6 protein-coding genes and 1 pseudogene are annotated in these 5,623 nt (G+C 45.5%); all 7 read right to left on the reverse strand.

Annotated features, from left to right (window positions below):
- Positions 1-290 precede the first annotated feature (290 nt).
- Positions 291-449, reverse strand: a complete 159-nt coding sequence (gene rd, locus Q7P41_RS09740; RefSeq protein WP_303883875.1) for a rubredoxin — start codon at positions 447-449, stop codon at positions 291-293.
- A gap of 93 nt (positions 450-542) precedes the next feature.
- On the reverse strand, positions 543-1,517 hold the full coding sequence (locus tag Q7P41_RS09745) for an AIR synthase-related protein (protein ID WP_303883880.1): 975 nt from the start codon (positions 1,515-1,517) through the stop codon (positions 543-545).
- A 10-nt stretch (positions 1,518-1,527) separates the two neighbouring features.
- Positions 1,528-2,061: an epoxyqueuosine reductase QueH gene (locus Q7P41_RS09750; protein ID WP_303883876.1), complete on the reverse strand. Its 534-nt coding sequence runs from the start codon at positions 2,059-2,061 to the stop codon at positions 1,528-1,530.
- Position 2,062: 1 nt separating this feature from the next.
- Positions 2,063-2,848: a tRNA (adenine-N1)-methyltransferase gene (locus tag Q7P41_RS09755; RefSeq protein ID WP_303883878.1), complete on the reverse strand. Its 786-nt coding sequence runs from the start codon at positions 2,846-2,848 to the stop codon at positions 2,063-2,065.
- 5 nt (positions 2,849-2,853) lie between these two features.
- Positions 2,854-4,782, reverse strand: coding sequence for a transketolase (locus Q7P41_RS09760; RefSeq protein ID WP_303881171.1), 1,929 nt, complete (start codon positions 4,780-4,782; stop codon positions 2,854-2,856).
- A 223-nt stretch (positions 4,783-5,005) separates the two neighbouring features.
- Positions 5,006-5,353 (reverse strand): hypothetical protein, encoded by a 348-nt coding sequence (locus tag Q7P41_RS09765; protein ID WP_303883882.1) that lies wholly within the window; start codon positions 5,351-5,353, stop codon positions 5,006-5,008.
- A 133-nt stretch (positions 5,354-5,486) separates the two neighbouring features.
- A pseudogene (locus Q7P41_RS09770) lies at positions 5,487-5,623 on the reverse strand (glycine reductase); the annotation flags it as partial.

Below are 5,623 nucleotides of genomic sequence, written 5' to 3' on the forward strand. Positions count from 1 at the left end.
ATTCTTTCGGATCTCTTTCCGCTTTAAGGGGCGGACCCCGCTATCTTATCCAAAAGCTTTGGCTTCGATAGCAGCTCGAGGGTGGTCTTCATCCATCCGCGAACAGGAACCTCACACCGAAAGGCTCCCTCTCTGGAGTTCGCCAAAATGAACTAATCTTCCCCGTCATCGCACCAGATTTGTTAACATTAACGATTCTTATAATACTTTTTCCAAAATATGTCAAGCAAAACCTTCCGCAATTGTCCCTACAATTAAGCAAGATCAAAAAATAAAACGGTTAAGGCCTTCTATTCTGCAGGTTCGAACATGTCCTTTCCGACTCCACATACGGGGCATACCCAATCATCAGGTAAATCTTCAAATGCAGTTCCCGGCGCAATACCCGAATCGGGGTCACCCTCCGTCGGATCATAAACATAACCGCATACCGTGCAAACGTACTCCATGACCTTCCCTCCTCCAATAATCTGAGCTAAAGCTAATAATGATTATAAACTAATCGTCAACCCAACACCATTGGGAAAGCATTAAAAATTTTATCAACGACTCAGCAACTGCCATAACTCCTCTTTGGTCGTGAGATCACCAGCCCCCATACCCGTATCATCAAACTTTCCTACAACTGAACAAGCGATGCCTTGTTCCCTCAAGCGATTTTTCGCTACATCGATTTTCTCGGGCGGCAGGACGGCCAAAAGCACTCCTGAGGAAATGAGATGCAAGGGATCAAAGGCTAGAGCCTCGGAAACCTTTTCCGTAATGGGATGTATCGGAAAAGCATCAAAATCCAACCTGACCTTTAAGGAAGTCAAAGAAACAATCTCAGCTATCCCTCCAACAACGCCTCCCTCGGTGGGATCATGCATGAAGGAAGCAAGGTCTCTCAGAAGTCTCGCCTCTGGTAGTATCGATAGCATAGAAGCCCAGCTTTTTGCTTCAGCGATTTCCTCAGAAGATAAAGCAGATGCGAGCAAATCCTCCCTATCATTGGCAAGTATAGTCATTCCCTCGAGACCAACGTGCTTTGTCAAAAGTATTAAATCACCAGGTTTGATCGAACTTGCTCTTAAAACCCTATAACCAATCCCAAGCATAGTACCTACTACTATGGGATAATTGTAACGATCAGAAAACTCCGTATGTCCACCGATGATGGCGACCCCTAACTTCTTGGCTTCCTCATCGACCTCTTTCATGAGCGAAGCAACATCATTTAGCGTCATCGTGTTGGGCAATATTATGACCGTTATCATATAAGCCGGGTCACCGCCTTTAGCCGCAATATCGTTGGCATTTACATTGACCAGCAAATTGCCGGTTCCCTTGACTGCTCCAACTATGGGATCGGCTGCAGCAAGCAGAAATGCGCCTGCAGGCCACCCGATAACAGCTGCGTCTTCTCCTACCTGCGGTCCTATTAACACCTCACCTCTATGAGATCCTCTCAGCTCCTTAAGGAGCGGCTGCAGTAAAATCGGAGGAACCTTCCCCACCGATATGGAAACGCCATCCATCAATGCGCACTCACCTCCTAATGCTATAAACACAACCGCAATAACGTTGCCTGTAAAGTGCAATCTCCTTGCTTTTTGCGACAGACTCGGTGAATCCACCGCGTTTCCTCCAAACTCGATCTATCCAGCTTAGACCTACTTTGTTTGACAAGGTTTTCCCGATCGCGTTTATCAGTTCAGGATCCTTGTGTGGGCTGACAGTAAGGCTCGTGGCACAAGCCTCACAATCAAAAGTAATCGCGTGCTTTGTCGCTTCTTCAATTTGGAGGCGATAGCACAGCATACACCTTTTTCCACCTTCGGGCTCTTTCGCCAGATGTTTTGTCTTAGATAACCAGCTGTGGGGATCGTAAGCTGGCGCTAAAAGTTGAACTCCAAAATATTCAATCAGTTTCTTTACTGCTTGAAGACGCTTTTCATACTCCAATTTGGGATGGATGTTATGTCCATAAAAAAAGCAAATTACGGAATTCCCCTCAGAGAGCAAGCGCTCAAGCGGTACAGTGCCATCGGGAGCACAACAAAGGTGCAATAAAATCTTCATATCATCTACTCACGCCATCCAAAGGAGCAATTGATGTCGCAAAAATTAGGTAGCCGGTGTGACCTATCATCCTATCTTCAGGCCTTATCCTGTCTGGATCACTTCGTAGTTTTCTGTGAAATATCTCCAGGACCTCAATGTCAACGAAATAATTTTCCTCCAAAGCGCGGAGGAATTTTTCTATTTGATTAAAAGTTGGAAGTAACGCTCCCATTCGGCGGCCCAATGCAAGGGCGTTTTTCACCTGTAACAAGTAGTTCCATGGATCAGGCAAATCTAAAAAGACTGCGTCAACGTCGGTTTCTTCAAAGCCTTGGGAAAGGTGTCTTACATTAAATTCCACTCTATGCTCAACGCCCCACTTCCTACAATTACGACGAGCAAGCTCGACAAATTCCTCGCGCACATCGTAAGAATAAACGCGGCCTTCATCTCCAACGAAGTGGGCAAATGCCGTGGTTAAACTTCCTGACCCTGTGCCACATTCCACTACCCTTGCACCAGGTCCTATATCAAGTTGAAGTAATATAAAACCTGCTTCCTTCGGAAAAACTATCTGGGTTTTACGTTTAATCCTGCGCAGATATTCCCCCAAGGTCGGTTTCATGATGTAAAAAACGTTGCCGTTATGAGAGCAAACCCTACCGCCAAAACCGGCCTTCATGACCTCTTTGTGGAATACTATACCTAGTCGAGTTTCTAGCTTTCCCTCGCTCTCCAAAGAAACCAAAAAACTATCTTTTCTATTGGCCGAACGCAAAAAAACAAGCGTCCCCTCTTCTAACATCAATGTCACTCCTGTAAAATACAATGGACCAATGCTTTAGAGTCCAATCCCATCGCTTCAAATACTTCTTCAGAAGGTCCTGAATCGCCAAAGCGCCAAACTCCTAAGGGCTTTACCCTTCCCCTCAGGTCCAAACGTTGGAGCTTTGATATCATCTCCTGACCCAATCCCGTGCGGATATGATGATCTTCATAGGTAAAGATAGGTCCCATTTTAACAGCTTCCGTCACAACTTCATCGTCTAAGGCTAAGGGACAGGAAACTCCATAAACGCGCAAGGAAACGCCTTTTTCTTCCAGCAATTTTCTTGCCTGAAGGGCTCGGTAAACCATATGACCCATCGCAAACACGGAAGCATCGTAACCGTCTCTAATCATATCAATAGTTCCGTAATTAAAGACGTAATCCTCGTCATAAAAAGGGGTAACTCCGTCTTCTTTCGTCAAAACAGGAACTTTGCTCCTGCCCATGGCAACGCATACGTTGCCTTCCTGACATAGCGCCCATCTGGTGACTTTATCGGTTTGGTTGGGATCAATGGGTACGACCGATTTCCAGCCAAAAAGATTGCGAAGTAATCCGCAGTAATCTATGCACTGATGGGTCATGCCATCTTCTCCTACGTCTAAACCCACATGGGTCAAAAAAAGCTTGAGATTGGTCCTGTTGATATCGTTCAATCGTTGTTGGTTATATACTTCAGAAAGCCCAAACACACCAAAATCGGCCCAAACGCTCACTGCGCCCCCACAAGACGATGCACCTGCTACAGTAGCTGTGGCATGCTCCTGAATTCCAGTTTCTATAAACCAATCAGGACACTTCTTTGCAAATTCATCTACTCTAACTGAGGAAGCCAAATCACAATCAAAGACCAAAACGGGTACCGGCTTTCCGTAATTTAAGTCTCCAATGTTTGCCAAAGCTTTACCGAAAGCACTCCTGTTATCCATCTTAGCGGTTGGAGGGTAAACAAAAGGAGTACCTACTTCAATGGGCAAGGCTGTGGGACAAACAACCCTGCCCTTGGGCAGAGGACCTTTCCGCGCACTTAACACATCCTCTAACATCGATGGGTCTTCTCCCAGCTCTTCCATTGCTTTCACATATAGTTCTTTGCTCAGCGCCCTGCCATGAAAATCAGGAATGGCTTCCATGAAAGAGACCCCCTTGCCCATAGTGGTGTTACAAACCACCACGCTTGGTCTTTGGTCCTCGTATGCCTTTTTCAGAGCAGAGTAAATATTCGAAGGGTCATGCCCATCGCATTCATATACTTGCCAACCATCAACTTCCCACAGTTTTTTATATTGAACAGGCATGACCTCTTCAACGAAACCACTGATTTGAATATGATTAAAATCTATCAAGGCCGTGATGTTATCCAAGCCTTCTTTCACGGCGATTCTTCGCGCTTCGGACACTTGTCCTTTAGTCTGTTCGCCGTCTCCCATCAAAACAAATACGTGACCGTTGTTTTGTCTTTTCTTTTGCGCTAAGGCATAACCCACGCCTGCGGCTAATCCTTGTCCCAGATTTCCACTCGCCCAATCTATGCCACGCACGGAGCGCTCAACGTGACCCTGAAAAGGGCTCCCAACTCGCCTAAAATTTCCCAAAAGTTCTGTAGGGTCAAAGAATCCAAGATAGGCAAGTGTTGAGTAGGCAGCGGGCGCAGTATGACCATGGCTAATGACGATAAAGTCTCTATTTATGTCATCGGCGTTTTGTCTGCGCAAATCCGAAACGGCATAGGTCAGCAAATACATCTCGATGCTTGACATGGAACCTCCGGGATGTCCACTATTTGCTGCCGTGGTCATTGTCAGAATCCAACCTCGGCACGTTTTAGCAGCACGGCGGAAAGCCGCTAACTCCGCCTCATCCAATTCATCTTTAGGAAAATGAGTGAGGGAAAGAAGCAATTCTTTCATATGGCTACCTCCAACAGAAAAAAATTAAGAACAATAGACTTGAACATTTTATCCATAGACAAAACAGCAAGCTAAAGTTAACGCATACCTTATACCAGCAACCAAAGGCTATTGCAACCTCTTCATATCTCTTGCCTTGACGGGCGAAGGCTGGATAAATCAAGGCGGAAGTCGCATAACTTCCGCCTTTTGACAACCTATCGGGTTATGAGGAGGCAGCTTTTTATATGACTTCTTCTACAGGCTTATACAAATCTTCCATGCTAAAGGCCTCCGCAACAGGTTTATAGGTAATCACGCCTTTATACATATTCAATCCCTTTGAAAGTGCCGGATTTTCCTTGCAAGCATGCTCCACGCCTTTATTGGCAATCTGCAGTCCGTATCGTATGGTATTGTTGCTTAGAGCAAATGTGGCAGTTCTGGAATAAGCTCCAGGCATATTTGCAACGCAGTAGTGAACCACGCCATCCACCACAAATATGGGATCAGAGTGAGTTGTCGGTTTCGATGTTTCAGCACATCCACCTTGATCGACCGCCACGTCTACGATCACGGAACCTGGCTTCATTAGCTTCAAATTTAGTATGCTAGTACATTGATGTGAACGGTTACACCAGCTACATTATACCATCACTATAAAGATCCTGCACGGATCTAATAAACGGAAAACAATATGACATAAGCAAAAAATTTATTCTTGCTCACAAATAACCTTCTTCTTTTAAAAGCTGCTTTGCTTCAACGAGGAAGCGAGATGGTACTTTTATAACCGGACCAGTACAGCCCATGGCTGATTCTGCATAAATTCCATGAGCCCACAGAACTTTCACGGCATCCT

The organism is Acetomicrobium mobile, assembly GCF_937920065.1.

Bases quoted from the DNA above. Each gene is read 5' to 3' on its own strand.
- rd (WP_303883875.1), bottom strand. From the start codon at position 449: ATGGAGTACGTTTGCACGGTATGCGGTTATGTTTATGATCCGACGGAG.
- Q7P41_RS09745 (WP_303883880.1), bottom strand. From the start codon at position 1,517: ATGGATGGCGTTTCCATATCGGTGGGGAAGGTTCCTCCGATTTTACTG.
- Q7P41_RS09750 (WP_303883876.1), bottom strand. From the start codon at position 2,061: ATGAAGATTTTATTGCACCTTTGTTGTGCTCCCGATGGCACTGTACCG.
- Q7P41_RS09755 (WP_303883878.1), bottom strand. From the start codon at position 2,848: ATGTTAGAAGAGGGGACGCTTGTTTTTTTGCGTTCGGCCAATAGAAAA.
- Q7P41_RS09760 (WP_303881171.1), bottom strand. From the start codon at position 4,782: ATGAAAGAATTGCTTCTTTCCCTCACTCATTTTCCTAAAGATGAATTG.
- Q7P41_RS09765 (WP_303883882.1), bottom strand. From the start codon at position 5,353: ATGAAGCCAGGTTCCGTGATCGTAGACGTGGCGGTCGATCAAGGTGGA.